The sequence below is a fragment of the Psychrobacter sp. P2G3 genome, assembly GCF_001593285.1.
GTDB lineage: Bacteria > Pseudomonadota > Gammaproteobacteria > Pseudomonadales > Moraxellaceae > Psychrobacter.
This window is the reverse complement of the sequence record NZ_CP012529.1, coordinates 2,176,525-2,195,325: the sequence shown is the minus strand read 5'-3', so window position 1 is coordinate 2,195,325 and position 18,801 is coordinate 2,176,525. Positions and strand designations below refer to the sequence as shown.

14 protein-coding genes are annotated in these 18,801 nt (G+C 40.0%); 4 read left to right on the top strand and 10 right to left on the bottom strand.

Annotation, left to right across the window (positions count from 1 at the left end; all coding sequences use genetic code 11):
* The first annotated feature begins 110 nt into the window (after positions 1-110).
* The 3 genes from AK823_RS08860 (at position 111) to AK823_RS08850 (ending at position 3,616) form a co-directional block, all read left to right on the top strand.
* Positions 111-821, top strand: a complete 711-nt coding sequence (locus tag AK823_RS08860) for a hypothetical protein (protein WP_068036484.1) — start codon at positions 111-113, stop codon at positions 819-821.
* 110 nt (positions 822-931) lie between these two features.
* Entirely contained in the window at positions 932-2,035 is a 1,104-nt protein-coding gene (gene leuB, locus AK823_RS08855; RefSeq protein WP_068328309.1) for a 3-isopropylmalate dehydrogenase, read from the top strand.
* A gap of 435 nt (positions 2,036-2,470) precedes the next feature.
* Positions 2,471-3,616, top strand: coding sequence for a L,D-transpeptidase (locus AK823_RS08850; protein ID WP_068328308.1), 1,146 nt, complete (start codon positions 2,471-2,473; stop codon positions 3,614-3,616).
* A 477-nt stretch (positions 3,617-4,093) separates the two neighbouring features.
* Here AK823_RS08850 and infA read toward each other — a convergent pair whose 3' ends face one another.
* The 7 genes from infA to dinB all read right to left on the bottom strand — a co-directional run bounded on the left by infA (position 4,094) and on the right by dinB (position 13,265).
* Positions 4,094-4,315, bottom strand: a complete 222-nt coding sequence (infA, locus tag AK823_RS08845; protein WP_068036477.1) for a translation initiation factor IF-1 — start codon at positions 4,313-4,315, stop codon at positions 4,094-4,096.
* A 296-nt stretch (positions 4,316-4,611) separates the two neighbouring features.
* Positions 4,612-5,457, bottom strand: coding sequence for a tRNA pseudouridine(38-40) synthase TruA (gene truA / locus AK823_RS08840; protein ID WP_228138836.1), 846 nt, complete (start codon positions 5,455-5,457; stop codon positions 4,612-4,614).
* A 70-nt stretch (positions 5,458-5,527) separates the two neighbouring features.
* On the bottom strand, positions 5,528-6,634 hold the full coding sequence (locus AK823_RS08835; RefSeq protein WP_068328307.1) for an asparaginase: 1,107 nt from the start codon (positions 6,632-6,634) through the stop codon (positions 5,528-5,530).
* Positions 6,635-6,962: 328 nt separating this feature from the next.
* Positions 6,963-8,678, bottom strand: a complete 1,716-nt coding sequence (locus AK823_RS08830; RefSeq protein ID WP_068328305.1) for a FimV/HubP family polar landmark protein — start codon at positions 8,676-8,678, stop codon at positions 6,963-6,965.
* A 58-nt stretch (positions 8,679-8,736) separates the two neighbouring features.
* Positions 8,737-10,617 carry a hypothetical protein gene (locus tag AK823_RS08825; protein ID WP_082785686.1) on the bottom strand — a complete coding sequence of 627 codons (1,881 nt, stop codon included), beginning with the start codon at positions 10,615-10,617 and terminating at the stop codon, positions 8,737-8,739.
* A 161-nt stretch (positions 10,618-10,778) separates the two neighbouring features.
* Positions 10,779-11,936, bottom strand: coding sequence for a tRNA preQ1(34) S-adenosylmethionine ribosyltransferase-isomerase QueA (gene queA, locus AK823_RS08820; RefSeq protein WP_068328301.1), 1,158 nt, complete (start codon positions 11,934-11,936; stop codon positions 10,779-10,781).
* Between the two features lie 243 nt (positions 11,937-12,179).
* Entirely contained in the window at positions 12,180-13,265 is a 1,086-nt protein-coding gene (gene dinB / locus AK823_RS08815) for a DNA polymerase IV (RefSeq protein WP_068328299.1), read from the bottom strand.
* A 528-nt stretch (positions 13,266-13,793) separates the two neighbouring features.
* On the opposite strand from dinB, the gene AK823_RS08810 reads away from it, so the two are divergent.
* The gene (locus AK823_RS08810; protein ID WP_082785684.1) at positions 13,794-14,039 is read left to right on the top strand and encodes a hypothetical protein; all 246 of its coding nucleotides are present in this window, start codon (positions 13,794-13,796) and stop codon (positions 14,037-14,039) included.
* A gap of 663 nt (positions 14,040-14,702) precedes the next feature.
* On the opposite strand, the gene AK823_RS08805 is transcribed toward AK823_RS08810, so the two are convergent.
* From AK823_RS08805 to AK823_RS08795, 3 genes are all read right to left on the bottom strand, one after another.
* Entirely contained in the window at positions 14,703-16,010 is a 1,308-nt protein-coding gene (locus AK823_RS08805) for a lytic murein transglycosylase (protein WP_068328296.1), read from the bottom strand.
* Between the two features lie 362 nt (positions 16,011-16,372).
* Positions 16,373-17,272, bottom strand: a complete 900-nt coding sequence (locus AK823_RS08800) for an SMP-30/gluconolactonase/LRE family protein (protein WP_068328293.1) — start codon at positions 17,270-17,272, stop codon at positions 16,373-16,375.
* 75 nt (positions 17,273-17,347) lie between these two features.
* Positions 17,348-18,511 (bottom strand): iron-containing alcohol dehydrogenase, encoded by a 1,164-nt coding sequence (locus AK823_RS08795; RefSeq protein WP_068328290.1) that lies wholly within the window; start codon positions 18,509-18,511, stop codon positions 17,348-17,350.
* Between the last annotated feature and the right edge of the window lie 290 nt (positions 18,512-18,801).

Genomic DNA, 18,801 nt, shown 5'->3' with positions numbered 1-18,801 from the left:
TGCAGCATTTAATAAAAGTAGATTGGTCAATAATACAACGTTGAGTTATGGTAACAAAATGGCTAGAATGAAAGGTAATTTGTTATCACTATGAAATAGTAGCCGTCATTATGAATAAAAAACGTATTGTTGTATTTACAAGTGCAGCTGTCGCAACAAGCTTGCTACTGTCAGGTTGTCAATTATTGACGGGCTACCAGCAAATAGATAAAGCAGAAAATGCTGAGAGATGGGCAGGTAAGATTGAGCCTATTGCTGGTGAAGTAAACATTGCTTGTGCAGGAACCTATCATTGTGAAATCATGCAAATCGACCAAACTTTAGTCATTGCGCCAGATACCCACAAACCAGTAGATCCTGCCATGCTGAGTGTTGAGCAAGTGGATTACGATAATATTGTTAACTCTAAATCAAGCAACATAATCGCACCGCTAAAGAGCCAAAAGTCTGTCAAGATCGTACCTTTATCCGCGTCTGGCATGCCTGGTATGACTAACTATTATGCACGGGTCAAGCCTGCAAAGCGTGAAGTGCATATAAATTTTTATCCCGAAAATAATATCGGTTATGTTGAACGCTTTGCGATGATTCATGAGTTTGTACAGCCAGATACTTATCTGTTACGTGCTTATCGCAAAAAATCCAATCAAGATACAGGCAGTTTGTTAGACACTGCTTCACCTAATCCTTTATGTATTGATCTTATTCAAGGCGATAGCATTAAGCGCCAGTTTTGCAAACAGATGAATACTGAAAGTCAGGGTGAGTTTGTAGAAAATAGCGTTATAAACCAAACAACAAAATCAAAGGCTAAGGTTTAGTATTGTATCATTTGAATAATTAATTTAGTGTCATATCTCACTAACATGAATCAAATCAAGCAATACTTTGCTCTTGTCTTTTTCCACTTTACCTACCAACAAGGATTAGTATGGCAACGATTTTAACATTAGCTGGTGATGGCATTGGTCCTGAGATTATGACCCAAGCCATTAATGTACTGCAAGCCGCCAATAAAAAATTTACGCTAGATTTGAATCTTGAGTCTGGATTGATTGGAGGTGCAGCTGTTGATGTAACTGGTGAGCCTTTACCAGAGGAAACGCTTAGTCGTGCACGTGCAGCCGACGCAGTGTTATTGGGAGCAGTTGGTGGTCCTAAGTGGGATGCTATAGAGCGCAGTAAACGTCCTGAACGTGGTCTGCTTAAAATTCGTGGTGAGCTTGGTTTATTCGCCAACTTGCGTGTCGCGAAACTTTATCCGCAGCTGGCTAATGCTTCTAGTATAAAACCTGAGATTATCTCAGGTTTAGATTTGCTCATTGTCCGTGAGCTAACGGGTGGTATTTATTTTGGTGAGCCACGTGGTATTCGTACTCTAGAGAATGGTGAGCAGCAAGGCTATAACACTATGGTGTATAGCACTAGTGAGATTCAACGTATTGGCAAGGTCGCTTTTGAGTTGGCAAAAACGCGTGCACAAGCAGCAGGTACTGCAGCCAAAGTCTGCTCAGTAGACAAAGCGAATGTGCTAGAGGTTACTGAGCTGTGGAAGCAGACGATGATTGAGATGCAACAAGCGGATTATAATGATGTGGCGTTATCGCACATGTATGCTGACAATGCATGTATGCAACTGATTAAAGATCCTAAGCAGTTCGATGTCATGGTGACGGGTAACATGTTCGGCGATATCTTATCTGACGAAGCGGCTATGCTGACAGGATCTATTGGTATGCTGCCATCAGCTAGCCTTGATGAAAACGGCAAGGGTATGTATGAGCCTTGTCATGGCTCAGCACCTGACATTGCTGGACAAGATAAAGCCAATCCATTAGCCACGATACTTTCTGTCGCCATGATGCTGCGCTATACTTTTAAACAAGAACCAGCAGCACAAGCGATTGAACAGGCAGTCAGTGACGTCCTTGATGATGGCCTGCGTACGCTTGATATTCTAGATAGTAGTGAGGCGGGGCTAATCCAAGTTGGTTGCAAGCAAATGGGTGAGGCGGTATTAGCGAAGCTAGTATAAACCCACATTATTTGGAAACTAGACGGATACAGTTGAAGCTGACTATATCGGTTAGATTATAAATAATTTATATACATGCTAAAGTCGAATAAAGCCCACAAGCTGTCTAGCAGTTTGTGGGTTTTTTATGATCGAATAAATATTCGGCATACTAATCTATTGGGTTTTTTGCACTGTGTTATGGGAAAATTTCTGACATATAGTCCATTTTTAACATAGAAACTATAAGATTAGATGTTTGTTAACATAAAACTGTTACATCAGAAAATGGTCCTGTGACATCATTATCTCTTTTAAAATAGTATGTAGAAATATACTTTTATAAAGAATAAAATTAGAAACAAATTAGTAATGATTTCGCTAAATTTTATTGTCAAAAACAAAAATAAGATAGTGATCTTAATATTTCATTAATAATCAGTTGAGGAATGAAGCATGCATCAAATAACAAAAATTAATTCTGCTATAGCGGCATTAGGGTTATCTGCCGTATTATTTATCAATCCAAGTATTGCTGCAAATACTAATACTAATACTAATACTAATACTAATACTAATACTATTAGTACTGCCAATAAGGTTGCTAGTACTGATGCTAGTCCGGTCACCAATGGTGTCAGCCAAAATCTTACTGAGAATAGTAAGACTGCGAATTCGCTGAATAAGCTGCTACCTACTATCAAATACACAACGAATAATCTGCCAAAGTTTGCTCAGAAGGTTAATAGTTCCAGCTGGAAAAAAGGCGCAAACGTAAGTCGTAGTATGAGCACTAAGCTTCAGGCTTTGCTGAATTGGAATCAAAGTAGTGTCGGACCTGTGGATGGCTATTGGGGTAAGAACTCCATCAAAGCCATGCAAGCGTTTCAAAAGTCTCGTGGTCTGAAGGTGACGAATAATCTCAACGAAGAAACATGGCAAGCTTTAACTAAAAATAATAAGCTCATGTCACAACCTGTATTGGTTAGCTACAAGCTAAGTGATGCTGATGTAAATTTAAAAACCACCACTATTCCTGCTGGTGCAGAAGCCAAAGCTAAGCTTGAAGGTATGTACTACGAAAGCGTTATCGAAGCCTTAGCAGAAAAATTCCATATGAGTGAAAAGTATCTTAAAGAACTCAATCCAAACGCCAAGTTTAATGCCGGAGAGGGTATCACTGTTTATAATCCTGGCAATCCAAACACTAAGCCCGTAAGTCGAGTAGTGGCTGACAAAACAACTGAAACTTTATATGCTTATGATGAGCAGAATAATTTGGTTGCTAGTTATCCAACTACAGTAGGTAGCACGGCAACACCATCGCCATCAGGCAAACATACCGTTGAAGTCAAAGTGCATGAACCTAACTACACTTATACTGGAGATGATGGCAGTCAAGTTATTATCCCTCCTGGCCCTAATAATCCAGTAGGTGTGGTATGGATAGGGCTTAGTAAACCCTCATATGGTATTCATGGCTCGCCAGATCCAGCGCGCATTAGCAGACAAGCATCGTCAGGCTGTATAAGATTGACCAATTGGGACGCTTTAGCATTATTAGGTACAATCAAAAATGATGCGACGGTAGAGTTCAAGTAATACCACTTTTAAATAATGAGCTAAATCTATCAGTGATGCGTAAAAATTACTAGCCGTAACGCTTACGCATCTCTTTATCATTAACTTCAATTTTTGAAAATGAGATGAAGATTTTGCAATGATTTAAATATAGGCAAATGATTAGCCCTAGGAATTGCTAACGTTACAAAATGAAAACCCAGACATAAAAATACCGCTGAAGATTAGCGGTATTTTTTTATGCAAAATTAAGTAAAACAATGAGACGTTGCAGAAATAGAGATATTGCAAAAATAATGTTAATTATTAAACGAGCTGCTATTTGTAGATAGTTATCTGCTGTAAGTCATAGCAATGGACAGTTTGTCGTTTTTGTTATTATTGTTATGGAGACCATTCAGTTTTGTATATCAACCAAATAACTAGTCCATTCAATAACCAGTTTAATAACTTAAAATCGAATAACTGTCGTCTTAGGAACAAGACATTATAAAAAAATTAGTTTTTGCCGCGATAAGTAATGCGACCTTTAGTTAGGTCATAAGGTGTCATTTCCACTTTAACTTTATCACCAGTTAAAATGCGAATATAGTGTTTACGCATCTTTCCTGAGATATGAGCAATAATCTCGTGTCCGTTTTCTAAACGAACTTTAAACAAAGTATTTGGAAGGGTGTCGATAACTTCACCTTCAAATTCAATAATATCGTCTTTGGCCATAATTTGTATCAATCAATGAAAAATAAGCCGATATTATACGTAAGTTTCAATATTAAAGCAACAAAACATTGTTTTTACTTGACACTGTGTAAGTGTTATGTATATTCGCCAATCCTAGCTAGGGCGTGTCTTCAATCTGAACAAGTGAACCTCTAATGGGCTAAAAATGGCTATATTTTCGTTACTCTTTGAAAATTTCTAGACAGTATGTTCATATTCTCTGCGAAATCTTCTTTGATTGATAAAAATCTATCTCATTTTTATTACCATTATCAAAATGAGGACACGCCCTATTTTCAGTCAGGCAGGTTGAGCCAAAGTGGGGTAAGAGGGGCCTGTGGCATCAGCTGCTGGTAGTGCTCAGGATAATAAGCGTTAATAAAATATAGGCCGTCACCGGATGCAGTAGGTGGAGCGATAGTGCGGTCTTTTTTTTCTAAAATAGATAAGAAGTCTGTAGGCTCAAGTTCATGTCTTCCAATCGCATATAAAGTACCCATTAGGTTACGTACCATATGATGTAAAAAACCATTCGCCTGAATGTCAAAAACGATAAATGCGCCATGGGCGAAAAGCTTGGCATGGCTGACAGTACGTATGGGCTGATTAGATTGGCAAGCTGCAGCACGATAGCTACTAAAATCATGAGTCCCAGCAATATCAGCCGCTGCAAGCTGCATCGCCGCTAAATCTAGAGGTTCGTGAATATGGGTGACTTGATGATTGAGTATGGCAGGACGTGCAGCTTGATTGAGTGTAATGTAACGATAACGGCGAGCAATAGCGCCAAAACGGGCATGAAAATCTGCTGGCATAGGTTGGACCCAGCGTAAAGCAATATCATTAGGCAATAGGCTGTTAACACCGCGTAGCCAATTATGAGTCGGGCGGTAAGCGTGGGTGATAAAATGCGCAATCATATTGCTGGCATGGACGCCAGCATCAGTACGACCTGCCGCGACCACTTCAACAGATTCATTGGCAACAGTACTAATGGCTTTCTCTAGCGCCTCTTGTACTCCAAGCACCTCTTTTTGACGTTGCCAGCCCCGATAATTAGTTCCTAAAAATTCGATGGCAATGGCCAAGTTATAAGTAGGGTTGTCTTGTTTTTCAGCTTCCATTGGTCTCTCAACTTCCATTAATCTCTTAATTTCTCTAGTAGGCGTAGTGTTCGGGGCAGGTGCTTGTCGTTTTACTTGGTAATATTGTTCAACGATTTTTTCTTATTGCTGTTCCTGACTGATTGACAGTATATGTCCAGCGTTGTCTTCTTCGTGCAGGTGTGTCATAGCGTAGCAATAGCCATAACAATCGCGCATAGATAGCAGGAATGGTTAAGCGCCCACCAGCAATGACATGGTAATCATATTGCCAACTACCCGCAGCATAACTGTCGCTGACCCCGCCAAATGGACATTGGCTAGCGCATACCACCATATGACCATGTTCGTACGCACGTTGCAATGCTTCGGCTAAATCTTTGGAGTGAGGAACATTGCCAGCGCCGAAACCTAATAATATTATCCCGCATGGTGGCTGGGTCAATAGCGCTTCTAGCTGCGTACTCAAGATATCAGGAATATTAGGCAGACAATATATCGCATGGATATTCGCTTGTTCTGCACGGGTTTGAATATCATTCTTAACAGCTATTTGGTCATCAAGCCAATGTTGACGGCGCGTGTCTGGTAGCTGCTTTATATAACTGTTATTTGGGTAGCCAGCACGAGTATGACCGGTAAAAGCCATAAAATCATGACTATGAATTTTTTGTACTGTTTGTGCGGGCCATGACTCACCGCCAAAGCTTATCTTAACGCCAGACTCTCCAGCAGCAGCTAGACGTAAAGACTCGCTGAGATTATTCCATGCATCACTATTTGCATCTACCGTATAGGTCTGTAATACATCGCTATCTAACAATGGGCGCATACTACCAGTGACCACCAAACACATATCCGTGCCTGCAAATGCCTCCGCTAGAAACGCGCCAAGATAACTTAAAGTATCTGTACCTGTGATTAGTACAAACTGACGTTGACCTTGTGCATAGGCATCTAATAACAGCTCATAGAAATGCACAAAGTCGTTTGAGGTTAGCTGGCTACTGTCTTTAATCAGCTTATTATCTAACCACGAGACTTCTGGCAACTGATTTGTTTGATTGTGCTCAGTAAGTAGCTCTTGTAAAGCAGGCAGGAAGATATCGGCATCTAAAGGAGCTAATGGGCGCCCGTAACTACCAAAAGTACCACCAGCGTAAATAAGCTGAATAGTATTAGATGATCGATTTGATAAGGTTGAAGATGATGGCATGAGATTACCGCATTAAGGTTAAGTAATAAGAATAACATTAGGGGTAATATAAATGATAAACCGTAAAATAGAAACAAGCATCCTATTTTCATAAGATGCTTGGTGATAAACAATATGATGGTTTAAAAAATTGATAGTATAGTCAATTCAAAATAAAAAGAGCACACTTATAACAATGTCATGCTGGGATGGTCTCGGGCTGGTATAAATTTTACTTGCTTGCTATGTGCGAAGTAATACAGAGACTTCAAAAATTTATTCCAGCAGTACTGTAGCCCTATTAATATGAATGAATTATAAAGCTAAAATTACTGGCCCTAGCTATATCTTAAGCTGTACGCGCCAGCATCTCTTGTGCTTGATTCTGCTGTTCACTGTTACCTTGAGTAATGACTTCGTTAAGTAAGCGTTTGGCACTATCGTACTCACCCAGCTGTAAATACTGACCAGCTAAATCCAGTGTTACTTGATTACTGTCCAAGGTATTTACAAAATCAAAGTCTGTGGCAAATTGAGCTGCAAAATCAATCTCTTGAGATACAAGTGTATGGATATTTGCATTGTCATCAACAAGGCTTACATTGTTTTCACTCTCTACTGGCATGCTAACAGACGGTGAGTTTACGACTGAATCAAAATCAAACTCGTCATCTATTGCTAAACTATCTTCTATGCTTTGATTATTGAGTACTTTGTCATCATGCGTTTCATTCTTCAAAGTTTCAGTAGTAGAGACTTCATCATCTAAGAAAAGTGTAGTTGTATCAATGTCTATTTCCGACACTTCATTGACTGCTGCAGGTTGTGTGTCATCGCTAATAGAAAACTCATCTTTGACAGTCGTTGTGTCAAGTTGTGCCAACGTATCTTCAACATCGTTCTCTAGTACGTTATCGTTATCAAGTACAATGGCATTGTCGCTAGTACTTTCTTGAATGTCCAGCGTATCCATACTAAGCGTACTGTTTTCAGCCAATGGGCTATCTTCACTTTCTAAAAGCAGTGCAAAATCTTCGCTATTAGTTTGAGCGCTATTCTCTAAAAAATCAGTACTGTTTGTCTCTTCAACCAAGTCATCAAGTTCTAAAACAAAATCATCATCTGAGCTGATATGTTGTGACTGACTATCTTGTGCTTGCACATCATCAACAAAGTTTAATTCTGATATGTTGCTATCATCTGACATTAAATCGAAATCAAGCATAAAATCGTCATCGACGTTTATATTCTTATTTTTACTAACATCATCAATAGTAATAGGTTCTGCGGGCGTTTTTGCGTCGTTTGTCTCTTTAGTTATGTCAAAATCATTATCGTCGCTAGTTGTAGATTCTAAGTTGTTAACTTCTACATTTTCTGTTGCTAAATCATCCAATGTGAGATCAAAACTATCTTCAGAATTAGAGTTATCATCAAAAGTCTCTTGTTGTAACACTACAGGCTCACTGAGTGCTTCAAGACGGTCTGTACTCGAAGCAGGCTTGATATCTGTAACTGTCTGTGGCGTAGACAAGTCAAAATCAAGACTTTCAAACGCCGCTTCATTGCCAGCTTCACCAGCTTGAGGTTCTACTGGTTTGTTTTGTGTTTGCTCTTGATCTAATAACGCTTTAAGTTGATCTGCATCATTTATAGCTGTCGCATCATCAGACAACTTGATAACGTTATATGTTTTAGTGAAATCGTCATGTTGATTAGTGATAGCGTAGATGTTTAGCAGCTTGAGTAATAATTTAGAATCTTGAGGTTTTTCTATTAATCCTCTTTCTATACTCTCAATCGCTTTATCATAACGCTGTTGATCCATAAAACGTTGGGCAACAGCTAAAGGATCAAATTTAGTAGCATTTTGCTGAGCAGAGTTTTGATTAGAGCCTGTAGATGCTGTTTTTAGTTTTGACGTTGATGCATGAGCAGCTAAATTTTTATCAGTTTCTTTCGAGTTCTGAGTAGTCGATTTTTGAGCCTTATTTTTGCGTAGCACGAGTACCGCTACCAATAAAACGACCACCAGACCTATAATGATATATAGCATACTATCCATAAATACTCCCAAGCCTACGAGCACTGTTTACAGCAATTGATGCTGAGCAGCTAGGCAATTATTGATTGCGTAATTTTTTGAGTCGAGCTTCAAGCTCAGCCAGTTTTTGGTTTTGTAGTTGTAATTTTTTAGCATAGCTACCAAGGGTACTATTGGCCGCTGCTACTCGTTTAGCTTGCTCAGCGGTATGCTGACGCGCCGATTTGAGTGTAGCCAAGATATCTGTGCTTAAGCCATTGCCAGTTGCAGCAGCCGCTTTAGTTTGAGTGCCATCGGCACTACCGTCGCGACCAGGTGCAACAACAGAAAAACGTGCCTTTGGTAAAGTTTTGGTAGCAACTTGAGAGGGCTTATCCGAACGTTCAGATGCTGTTTTTGATTCTGACGGTGTTCTCTTAGAGGCTATGGCTTTTGCGTTGCTAGCAGATTCTACTGCTGTTGGTTTTTTCTCATGAGTTTTCTTCGTTGTAGATGGGTTAGTCTGCAGATAATATTGTCTTTGAGCTGCAATGGCAGTTTGTAGGCTCTGCTGTGAAGGCACTGTGTCATAGCTGGGCAGACTAAGCTCAGCATTTGCCTTTAGTAAGTCAGCATCTTGTGCAATAAAAGCGTCAGGATTTTGCGCTTTAATTTGTTTCATGACAGTTGGTACATCGAGGTTGTTTTGCTGTGCAATCTGCTGAGAGATGATCCAAAGGTTGTCATTACGTTGTACAGTATAACTAGTCATTGCTGGGCTTGTATTACCTGACATCGGAGCTGCAACTGACATACCAGCATTATCATTATCATTATTGTTATCGTTTGAGGTAGCATTGGCAGAAGATGGCAGCGAAGCTTTGGATGGCATGCTTTTAGCTTCAATATTGCTTGCAAATGGTATTGGTTGACTTGCTTCATTATTGATAGCGTCTTCTTTCAGCTGAATCTGCCGAGTCACTTGGATATTTAAAATATCGACCTGTTTATTTATATTGCCGGTAGCGCCAATAGCATCACCTGTTGGCACATTATTGCTTAACACGCTATTTTTTGGTCCACTGTTATTATTATTGGTAGAACTAATATTGGGAGCAGCAGCGTCTTCTAAGTTATTTATGTTCAAATGATCTATTTTATCTGCTTTTCCAACGTTACTATTATTTGCTATTAAGTTTGTATCTCTCAAAGTACTGCTACTGTTTGAGCTATTGCCATTTAAGCTATTGTTAGAGAAGTCTGTTGCTTTCGTCACCTGCGAAACATTGGCGTTTGCAATCGCTGTGTTTGAAGTTTGAGACCCTGGTAAGGTTGGTACATTGACAGCACTCATAACTGGTAATGTCTTAACGTTAGATGTTTGAAGCGAATTGGTTTCTGGCAACGATGGCGTCGATACCGATGCTTGCATACTCGGTGACGTAAATAGCGGTGGCGGTGCGCCGCGTCTAACAGTTAACGGTTTGGAGTTAGAGTTTGACACTACTGGTAGATTCGGTTTTTTTGTACCTGACATAACTCGATTAGGCTGCTTAATCGGAACATTGTTACCAAGTGGCATAAGTAAAGTCTTAGGTACTACATTGCGCTGACCATTGTCATTTATTGCCAGTACTACATCTGCAAATGGCATTGATACCGGTTGTGAGGTATTAATAAGCAGTTGACCAGTAGTGGCAGAAGTTGCTACAAACCTTACTGCCATTGATGCTGTTGGGGTTAGCCCCATCTGTTGATAAACGACAGGACTTGCAAGACTGGCGGCAAAATCCTTAGCATTAATGTCAGTTACTGTAATACTTGCAGTCAAAGGTTCGTGCTGGGCAGAGGTAATAATTGTTTTACCCATAGTGGCTGCTTGTGCAACAGGTAGCAACACTACAGAGCTCACAGAACAAAGTAGTGTTATTGACACCGCGTGATGAATATTGGTCAATCGATGAGGTAAATGCCAAGACATGCGCAGCCCTTTTATAGTGTCTTATGAGAATAACTAATAACAGTACTCTTTATAATGGTGTAATAGCTATCCGTGTTTTTAGCAAAATAATATTCAGTTTACCATTTGTTTCGTAGTGTTCATTACCAACATCACCAAGAGATGAGTGATACTTAAATTTATTAAAAAGCTTTTTTATCCAACAACATGGCATCCCCATAGCTAAAAAAGCGGTACTGATGGCTAATTGCGTGTTGATAAGCCTGTTCAATAGCTGCTTTACCTGCAAATGCGGATACAAGCATTAGTAAGGTAGATTTGGGTAAATGGAAATTGGTTATCAAGCGATCAATAACGCCAAATTTAAAACCAGGATATATAAATATGTCCGTATCTCCTGACCAAGTGGCAACAGATTGGCCATTATTTGCCGTTTTTTGATAAGCGGTCTCTAGAACACGTGCAACAGTCGTGCCAACAGCGATAACCTTATTACCCTTTGCATGGGTTTGATTAATCAAATCTGCGGTCGCTTGTGGTAGGTGTGCATATTCGCTGTGCATAGTATGATTGAGCAGGTTTTCTGTCTTAACTGGCGCAAATGTGCCAGCACCAACATGCAAAGTGACAAAGGCTGTATTAATACCTTTATTAGCCAAAGCTGACAGCACAGTTTCATCAAAATGTAGACTGGCTGTAGGAGCAGCAACGCTGGCAAGTTTGGCTGGATCATGAAATATCGTTTGATAACGAGTATTGTCAGTCGCATCGGCATGGCGATCAAAATAGGGTGGTATTGGCAACTCACCATAAAGCTCTAAATCAGGCAAAACAGGGGCATCGAAGGCTAAGATAAATAAGTTGTCTTGACGACCAATCATCTCACAGCTCATACGCTCGTCAGCTAGCCATAAGCGTTGTCCAAGCTTTGGCGCTTTACTAGCTTTAACATGACCCAATGCGATGTTTGAATACATGGCTAATGTTTCATTGTTTATATCAACATTGTCTTTTAATCCTGAGCTATCTACCAAACGCTCAATCAGTACTTCAACGCGCCCTCCAGTGTCTTTTTTACCGAATAGTCGCGCTTTCATTACCTTAGTATCATTAAAGACAATAAGATCACCGGCACTGAGCAAGGATGGCAATGCCGTAAACAAGTGGTCTTGAGGCTGACTTGGTTGTTCTTTGTGATCTATAGCTGGCAGATAAAGCAGCTTAGAGTCTGAGCGTTGGGCCAAGGGATAGCGGGCGATTAACTCGTCAGGTAGCTCATAATCATAATCAGCAACGCTTAGATAAGTCAGTGGGGCATCGTCGTGTTTAATATCATTCATATTGGTATCGTTGTCTATATTAGGATTGGCAGTTTTAAAACTGAAGTTACTCATAATGCATGATGAAGGCAATTAAAAATTTTGGCATAAGTTTAGCAGAAACGGGATAATAGCGTGAAAAATTCCTAATGGCTTTTAACTATTATGCCTACTATAAAAATAGCCTAAGCAATCTTATATTGATTACTGCTTTGCATTAAAGTTCAAATACAGAAACGAATTAATAGAAACGAATCATAAGTCTTAATCGAATAGATTAAGCTGCGGCAGGATCTGGGTTGCAGGCATTAAAGATGAATAGGTTACACCTACAAGTCTGATAGGCAGTGTACGCGGTATATCTAAAAACAGCTTATCTAACCAATAATGTGCAGACTCTGCATTTATAAACACAGTAGATAAGGTATATGAACGCGTTATTTGCGTAAAGTCAGCATATTTTATCTTGAGTGTAATGGTATAAGCAATAAGCTGCTTATTGTTCATTTGTCTGAATGCATCAGCGTTTTGCTCATAAATTTGTGCGCGTAATTGTTCGTTGTCACTCAAGTTATCCCTAAAGGTAGTTTCTGAACCGACCGATTTATGCTGACGCTCAGATTTCACTGGTCGCTCATCACGACCGTGGGCAATATCATGATAGAACTGCCCACGCTTGCCGAACTCATTAACCAATGTAACTGAAGATACCTTTCGAAGATCAGCTCCATTACTTACGCCCATTGCGTGTAAGCGTTTGGCTGTTGCCTTACCAATTCCATGAAAGCGCTCTATAGGTAGCGTACTAATAAACGCTTCTGCGTCATCGGGTGTGATAATGGCGGTACCGTTAGGTTTATGGATATCAGAGGCAATCTTTGCCAACATCTTATTGAACGAAACGCCTGCTGACGCTGTTAGCCCTGTTTGCTCTAGTATCTGTGCCCTCAACCAGTTAGCCATCAATGTCGCTGAACCTTTATGCACTTGTAGACCCGTAACATCCAGATAAGCTTCATCTAAAGATAGCGGCTCAACACGCGGTGTTAAGCTATACATAATAGTACGAATCTGGGTGCTGACAGCACGATATACATCAAAACGCGGTCGTACGAATATTACATCTGGACAACGTTTGCGTGCCTCATAACAGGACATCGCAGAGCGCACTCCAAACTGACGCACCTCATAGCTGGCAGCGGCTACTACGCCACGTCCACTAGGATCTCCACCAACGACCAAAGGCTTACCACGATATTGTGGAAAATCCCGTTGTTCAACGCTGGCATAAAAGGCATCCATATCGAGATGAATAATCTTACGAGGGGCAGGTGAGGTAAAAGCTGTCATAAGCTCTATTTTACCTGAGTTTACGGATATTTTTGAGCAATACTTGCTAGATGTGGGGAGAGTATCAAACTTATAAAAATATAGTATTAGCTTATATATCAAGTATTTTGGATGTATAAACCTGATTTTGAATATATCACCATTCATTAACGCTTATAATTTTTATTGGGATGTAAAATCAGCATTTGCTTTATTTTTTTTACCACTTAAGAGTACATTCGTACCACTTATGACAATAAAAAAATAAGTGGTAGCCGACAGCACTATTAGTTTGTTAAGTTAAGTAATGATTAATCTAATTCATATCTTTTGGATAAGCACTTACTAATTTTACGTATTTAGTTTATCTAAAGAAAACATGGAAACCATTTAATTAATCTGTAGATGTTACCGTCTAGATTTTTTAGCATATGATAGTTGTATAGACATATTTTTTTAACTAAAAGTACGAAAGATAAAATCTTTAAAATACTATGATGTACTAAATATTCTAAACTTTCAATATAACTAATGACTGAGGAGTTTAAAATGAATAATCAGTTAAAAGGTAGCGACCTAACCCGAGCAATGCTGAAAAATGGCCACCAAAATATATGGTGTGCGGTCGATGACGAAAGTGATGAGCGTGCTATTACGGATCACGAAAACAACGACTTTACAGCCCGTATTATGTACTTTGAAAATGGTAAGTTTATTTGTACAAGCGGCGCACCATGGACTTACGCTGTACCTATTAAGATAGTTGCGCTTACACAAGAAGATGCAGGGTTATAAATATTTAGTAGCCATTGAGCTAAGGAGATATAACTGAGATGATTATTAAGGGTATGAGTTGGTACTGATGATTTCTTTGCTTTAATTAAGAAATAGATGAGGTTATTTGGTAAATAGAATAAATGCCTCCATATTTATAGTTTCTATTATTAACTTATTTCCGTAACCAGTAATATTTATATATCATCGTATAATTGAAGTTGTTTGCGTAAAATATTTTCTAATCAACCTGTTTTTACAGGTATCTTTATTTAGCGAAAATAAATATACTATCTTTCATATACGAAAATTTAGAGATAGTATTATTCTGAACATGTTTTTTGGATTACTAGGAAGTAATAACATAGTTAGACTAGCATTTGTGGGGGAGATTCCTAATATATTATTATAAAATAACTTTCTCATAATTCTAGCAGCTACTGGTGTAAATATTTTAAAAAAAGGGGCAAGCGACAATTAATGTGCGCTGCCCATTTCTTCTTTAACTATCTTTCTTTTTAGACAAACTATCTTTGCTTATACTAATTTTTCATATTAATCATTCAATATAGAAAACTGTTACTTCGTTGAGCTTTATTCAATTTAGTATAGGCAACAGGTATATCTGTATCAGGCATATAGTTATCAGATATATATCAAAGATAAAATATACAAGCCATAACTTCACCAGCTAGTCAATGATGAGGCGCTACTTTGACTGATAAAGCCATCTGGCGTTTGTCCATTGTTAGCCTGCCAGCTCTGAAATGCCTTACGAGTATTGGTACCGATAATCCCATCAGTGCCTTTGGTATCGTAGCCTGCACTGGTTAAGCGCTGTTGCAAACGGGTCACTTGTGAGGTCGATAGCGGACGCTCATAACGCGGCCATGACTTGCGTAGACCACTTTTTCCAACGATTGCATTACCTAATAAGCTGACGCCCAATGCATAGTTTGATGAGTTGTTATAGACTTTTATTACATCAAAGTTAGGGCTAAGCAGTAGCGCTGGGCCATCTTTGCCAGCAGGTAGCCAAAGCTCCATCTGTGTGTTCGCATCTAAATTTACATCATCAATGGTATCAAGACCAAGGGCTGCCCATCTAGCAGCGGGCTGCTTGGTGCTGACCGTAGAGTAATCAAAAGATGCTGGCAAGGTTACTTCGTAGAATGGCGCTAGCCCACGTACCCAGCCTGAGTTGCTTAGATAGTTGGCAGTTGATGCCAACGCGTCGGCTGTTGACCACGGATTGCGATGACCATTACTGTCGCCATCGACACCATGTTTTACCCAAGTATCAGGGATGAACTGCGTCTGTCCCATACCACCTGCCCAAGAGCCTTCAAGCTGAGACCAAGATACATCGCCACGTTGTAATAGCTGCATGAGTGACAGTAATTGAGTTTCAGCAAACTCTTGGCGGCGCCCATCATAGGCAAGACTTGCAAGTGCGCTTGGTAGATAGCTGTTGCCAGTGACCGCTCCGTAAGATGATTCCATACCCCAAATTGCGGCAATTATCTCTGCATCAACACCATATTGGGATTCTAAACTTGATAAATACGAGCGCTGCTCTGCAAATTTACGTTTACCAGTTGCGATACGAGCATCTGACGCCGCAGAGTCTGCATACTCCCATGGCATTTTAGAAAACTCAGGCTGACCTGAATCAAGTGAAATAACTTGCTCGTTTAAGTAGGCCGAGCTAAGTAAGCGCTGGACATCGGATGAGCTATATCCGGCAGACATAGCACGCATAGAGAAGTCCGACTTCCAATCTGAAAAACTGCGATAGCTAGGTTTGGGCGTGATGACAGTCTGTTGTTGAATAATGACAGGGGCAGGTTTTACTTTGATAGTTTGAGTCTGAGTCACCTTAACGTTGCCCTGACGCACAGGTTTGCTCGATTGCTGCATTGTCGGCTGAGTGGCACAACCAGCTGCTACTAATATAGGCAGTAGGATAGCATATTGCTTTTTTAACATCATAAAAGGTCTCGAATATCAGTAAGTACTAAAACAGTAGTAGAAAAATAGGTCAAATTTAAAACAAGTTTGAGGTCATAAAGTATCTGTGCTAAGTGCTGTTATGAACCAACAACGAAAAATTACTGTAGCAATAAATAATGATAAAGTCGATGGTATAAATACGGTTATTACTGATTTAAAAACAGTTAATTAGAAACAAAATACTATCAGGCTAGTTTTATGTCTAAGTATGGCATTAGGTTTGTTAAAGGATAGACGTAGAAATGCAGCGCCATTACGTCGCTGCATTTGTGGTACATAAGGATTGTCAAAAGCTAAGAGATACTATGATTCTTACATTTCTAGATAAAATTTATTCGATATTATGGCGTACCAGCATGACCAACTTTGACTTGCGTAGATAGCATACGACCTTTGGTCTCAGCTTTACGTGATGCCTCATCCCAGTCAGGTGCAGCACACATAAACAGTGTTTTGCCATCTTGTCCACCAAGGGCAACAGCAAAAATGCCATCAGGTGCAGTATCTACAGTTTCTAAGATTTCACCGCCCTCGCTAATACGCACAGCACGCTGGTTCAAAGTATCTGCAATCCAAACAGCGCCCTCGCTATCTAATGCAAGGCCATCTGGTAGAATTTTGGCGTTTCCTATGCGCACACCAAGGTTTGGTTCATCACCCAATTCGCCAAAGCTTGCAAAGTCACGTTTTTCGCCAAGTGTCCCATCTGCATTGATATCGAATTGTGAGATTTTATTGCCAAATAGCTCGTTGACGATTAAGGTCTTTTCATCAGCTGATATCACCATGCCATTGGGAAAAGACAGCCCTTCTGCAACGACTTGTGAGCTGCCATCCGGTCTAACTAGTACCAGTCCTGCATGTTCATGATCAGCGCCACCCATCAAGTCAAAGCCAAAATTACCGACGTAAGCATTGCCATTGGGGGCGACCACCATATCGTTAGCATGTCCACCGCAATGCTCCCAAATGTCAGCGTGCACGACTAATTCGCCATTGTCTTCTAAGCGTAAGACTTTACGATCTTTCATCGATACTACTAACATACGACCGTCAGGCAACCAACCTAAACCAGAAGGTTGCTGTTCAATATGGACGATTTTTTCTGCCACGCCTTGCTCATTAACGCGGTAAACCCCTTGCGTATAAAAATCGACGAACCATAAAGCGTTTTTATACCAGCGAGGGCCTTCTAAATAATGAAAGTCATCAACGACAACGTCTAACTCATATTTCGACATAATTATTTCCCTTGATTAGTGGTTATCTTCCTTGATAAATCAGTACAATTATTTTAAATAATGACAGTTTTTCTTTTAGAGTATCTCCTTATATATCGTTGTAACTTCATCTAACGTCATATCCTTAGGATTGGTCGCAATCAGTCTGGCATAAGTATTCGTCACTATGTCCGCTAAAGCAGGGATATCTTGGTCTGTAATATCTAATTCACTCAAACGGTATTTAAGGCCGCTCATCTCTAAAAAACCTCGCAATTGATTGATGAACTGGCTGGCCGCGTCGAAATCATTCATACCAGATATTTGAGCAGGCATGACGGCACGAGCCAGCTCTGCATACAGAGGTGCTGCTGCTGATAAGTTAAAGGTAAAGACGCCGCACATGACAAGAGCATTGGCATGTCCATGTGGAATATGAAAGTTGATACTAAGTGGGTAGGAGAGTCCATGTACAGCGGCTACGGAAGAATTGACGAAAGCTATACCAGCCAGCGTGGAGCCTAGTAGCATATCGGCCCGGGCATCGATATCATCGCCTTGATTTAATACTTTTTCGAAATTACTCCAGAGCATCTGCAAGCCTTTAAGCGCTAATGCGTCTGAGATGGGGTTTTTTTTCGTACGGCTGGTATAAGCTTCAACACAATGCACCATGGCATCAAGTGCTGTTGCAGCAGTAATGTGGCGAGGTAGCTTAAGGGTCAGCGTCGCATCTAAAATGGCAACATCGGGTAGGATTTTTGGGGTATAAATCGCTTTCTTGCTGCCATCTTTTGCCGTGATGACTGATACAAAGGTGGATTCTGCACCAGTACCAGCGGTGGTCGGTATCGCAAACAGAGGTAGCTTGTTAAAACCACTAACATCTTTATCCAAAATATCATTTACCGATTCAAAGTCGTTTGGATATAAAGCGACAATTTTTGCAGTATCGATAGAGCTTCCACCACCTAAACCAATAACCAGATTACACTTGTTGTCTCTAGCAATTTTGATAGCGTCATTGACGACTTGAACAGGCGGGTCGGCTACAACGGCATCGAAGACAACTACTTGTATGCCAGCTTCTTGCAACGATTGCTGAGCAATATCGACATAGCCTAGCTGAGTGATGCCAGCATCCGTAACGATAATAGCCGATGTTGCAGAGTACTGCTTGGCCAACGCGCCGAGCTTTTGGCGCATACTGTCAGCTTCGCTAATGATATGACCATTGGTATAAAACTCAATCCCTGTCATGTGTTCTTCCTTGTGTAGAGGTACGTCCATATATAAAGCAGCACTAATTGTAATGTAGTATTCATGGTTCTGTATACATAAGTTCCTTACTTATAAGTTTTCTAGTATGAACTTATAATAATATTTTATGGTGCTACTTATCTAATGTATCAGACTTTTATCATTATTTTTAATGCGTAAAGTTTGTAATAAGAATGAGCTTACTGAGTATATGATTATTAATAATACCTGTATAAACACGTCATAAAATGATTTGACAGCTATCATTATAGCTGCTAATTTCAAATAGT

Coding starts and splice junctions, on each gene's coding strand:
- AK823_RS08860 (WP_068036484.1), top strand. CDS start 111: ATGAATAAAAAACGTATTGTTGTATTTACAAGTGCAGCTGTCGCAACA.
- leuB (WP_068328309.1), top strand. CDS start 932: ATGGCAACGATTTTAACATTAGCTGGTGATGGCATTGGTCCTGAGATT.
- AK823_RS08850 (WP_068328308.1), top strand. CDS start 2,471: ATGCATCAAATAACAAAAATTAATTCTGCTATAGCGGCATTAGGGTTA.
- infA (WP_068036477.1), bottom strand. CDS start 4,315: ATGGCCAAAGACGATATTATTGAATTTGAAGGTGAAGTTATCGACACC.
- truA (WP_228138836.1), bottom strand. CDS start 5,457: ATGGAAGTTGAGAGACCAATGGAAGCTGAAAAACAAGACAACCCTACT.
- AK823_RS08835 (WP_068328307.1), bottom strand. CDS start 6,634: ATGCCATCATCTTCAACCTTATCAAATCGATCATCTAATACTATTCAG.
- AK823_RS08830 (WP_068328305.1), bottom strand. CDS start 8,678: ATGGATAGTATGCTATATATCATTATAGGTCTGGTGGTCGTTTTATTG.
- AK823_RS08825 (WP_082785686.1), bottom strand. CDS start 10,617: ATGTCTTGGCATTTACCTCATCGATTGACCAATATTCATCACGCGGTG.
- queA (WP_068328301.1), bottom strand. CDS start 11,936: ATGAATGATATTAAACACGACGATGCCCCACTGACTTATCTAAGCGTT.
- dinB (WP_068328299.1), bottom strand. CDS start 13,265: ATGACAGCTTTTACCTCACCTGCCCCTCGTAAGATTATTCATCTCGAT.
- AK823_RS08810 (WP_082785684.1), top strand. CDS start 13,794: ATGAATAATCAGTTAAAAGGTAGCGACCTAACCCGAGCAATGCTGAAA.
- AK823_RS08805 (WP_068328296.1), bottom strand. CDS start 16,010: ATGATGTTAAAAAAGCAATATGCTATCCTACTGCCTATATTAGTAGCA.
- AK823_RS08800 (WP_068328293.1), bottom strand. CDS start 17,272: ATGTCGAAATATGAGTTAGACGTTGTCGTTGATGACTTTCATTATTTA.
- AK823_RS08795 (WP_068328290.1), bottom strand. CDS start 18,511: ATGACAGGGATTGAGTTTTATACCAATGGTCATATCATTAGCGAAGCT.